Source organism: Marinobacter sp. MBR-105 (genome assembly GCF_053628895.1).
Genome location: NZ_JBRJHG010000045.1, coordinates 1 through 2,149 on the forward strand (window position 1 = coordinate 1; position 2,149 = coordinate 2,149).

2 protein-coding genes are annotated in these 2,149 nt (G+C 64.8%); both read right to left on the reverse strand.

Translation table 11 applies throughout. The features are described from left to right. Nucleotides 1-527 (reverse strand): PLDc N-terminal domain-containing protein (locus ACSSVV_RS20850; RefSeq protein WP_454106958.1); only part of this gene is annotated, 527 nt, incomplete at its 3' end. Nucleotides 528-543: 16 nt separating this feature from the next. Further along, nucleotides 544-2,149 (reverse strand): AAA family ATPase (locus tag ACSSVV_RS20855; protein ID WP_454106959.1); only part of this gene is annotated, 1,606 nt, incomplete at its 5' end.

Genomic DNA, 2,149 nt, shown 5'->3' on the forward strand with positions numbered 1-2,149 from the left:
TACACGTCGTCGATCAGCACCCGCACTTGCACGCCGCACTCATGAGCCCGGCGCAGCGCATCGACGAACTGCGCCCCGATGCCTTGGCTGTCGAAGATGTACGAGGCCAAGGCGACGCTGTACCGCGCCGATTCGATGGCGGCGAGCATGGCCGGGTAGGCCTGCTCGCCATCGACAAGCGGCTCGATGCGGTTGCCGCTGGTCAGCGACTGGCCGGTGGCGCGTCCCACCAGGTGGGCCAGACCGGCAAGCGGCGGCGATACAGCCTCGGGCATCGTGGGCGAGAGGTCCTGCCGAGCAGCAGGATCTGCCCCCGAGAAGAGCCGCCGCGCCCGCCGCCGGTAACGGTTGATGCCGAACAGCCCATACAGCAGCGAACCGCCCAGCGGCAACAAGGCGATCAGCAGTACCCACAGCGTGGCCGATCGAGGGTCACGCTTGTAGATGACCGCGTGCCCCGCTGTGGGGATAGCGACCGCCAGCGACACAAGGGTGGCTGCCCATGTCAGCCCGCTGAGGTCGGACACGACAGCCTCCCATCGCTCAAGATTCGCCGCCCGCTGACTTCTTCTTGCGCGCAGCCTTGCTCTTGCCGTTCGGCGGTGCCTCGGCCACGTTCGCGGCATCGGGCTTTTCAGGCTCGGTCGGCTTCGCGGGTGGCTCCTGGCGCTCGAAGACCACCCGTTCGGCCTTGTCGTCCCAGCGGGCGTTGGCGTGATCACCCTTGCCGATACCGCCACCCAGCATCTCGCGCGCCAGCGCGGTTTCCAGCTCGCTGCGGATCAGCCGCTTGAGTTCACGCGCGCCGAACTCGGGCTTGTAGCCTTCCTCCGCGAAGTGGTCGATCAAGGTCTGATCGAAGGTCAGCGTCACGCCCTGGCTGGAGGCGTTGCGGGCCACACGATCGAGCTGCAGGCCGACGATATGGCGGATCTCCTCCTTGCCCAGCGCATGGAAGACGATGATCTCGTCGATGCGGTTGATGAACTCGGGGCGGAAGTGTCCGCTCAGCACGTCCATCACCTCGGACTTGGCCTTCTCGTATTCCTCGCCGCCGGCACCACCGGCCTTCAGCCGACGCTGGATGATGTCCGAGCCCAAGTTCGAGGTGGCGATGATGATGGTATTGGTGAAATCCACCACCCGGCCCTTGCCGTCGGTGAGCCGCCCGTCGTCGAATACCTGCAGCAGGATGTTGTAGACGTCGGGGTGCGATTTTTCGATCTCATCGAGCAACAACACGCTGTAGGGTTTGCGCCGCACCTTCTCGGTGAGCTGGCCACCCTCGTCGTAGCCGACGTAACCCGGAGGCGCCCCCACCAGGCGTGCCACGGCATGGCGTTCCCCGTACTCGGACATGTCGATGCGCAGCAGCGCACCTTCATCGCCATAGATCGACTCGGCCAGCGCCTTGGCGAGTTCGGTCTTGCCCACGCCGGTCGGCCCAAGGAACAGGAAAGTCGCCACCGGCTTGCTGCCTTCGCGCAGGCCCGCGCGCGACAACCGCACGGCATCGGCCACCGCGCGCACCGCTTCGTCTTGCCCCACCAAACGCTCGTGTAGACGTTGCTCCAAGTGCAGCAGCTTTTCGCGCTCCTCCACCGTCAGTTCGTTGACCGGGATGCCGGTTAGCCGCGACACGATCTGCGCTACGTGCTGGGCTTTGACCTCGGCGCTCCCCGAAGCACGCTCTCGCTCCCAGTCTTCGACGAGCTTCTTGAGTTCGGCTTCCTTGGCCTCGATGCGCTTGCCAAGTTCAGCAGCCTTGTCGTACTGCTTGCGTGCCGCCACATAGTCTTGCTCGCGGCGCAGTTGGTGCAGTTCGGATTCAAGCTCCTGCACAGCCACCGGGCGCGCCGTAGCCGACAGCTTCACGCGTGCGGCGGCCTGATCCAACAAGTCGATGGCTTTGTCGGGGAGAAAGCGTGCCGTGATATACCGGTCAGAGAGCTCAGCGGCCGCAATGATCGCGTCCTCCGTAATGCTGACCTTGTGGTGCACTTCGAAGGTGTCGCGCAGACCACGAAGGATCATCATGGTCTGTGCTACCGTCGGCTCGGGCACCATCACCGGCTGGAAGCGACGCTCCAGCGCGGCGTCCTTCTCGATGTACTTCTGATACTCGTTGAGCGTGGTGGCGCCGATCAGG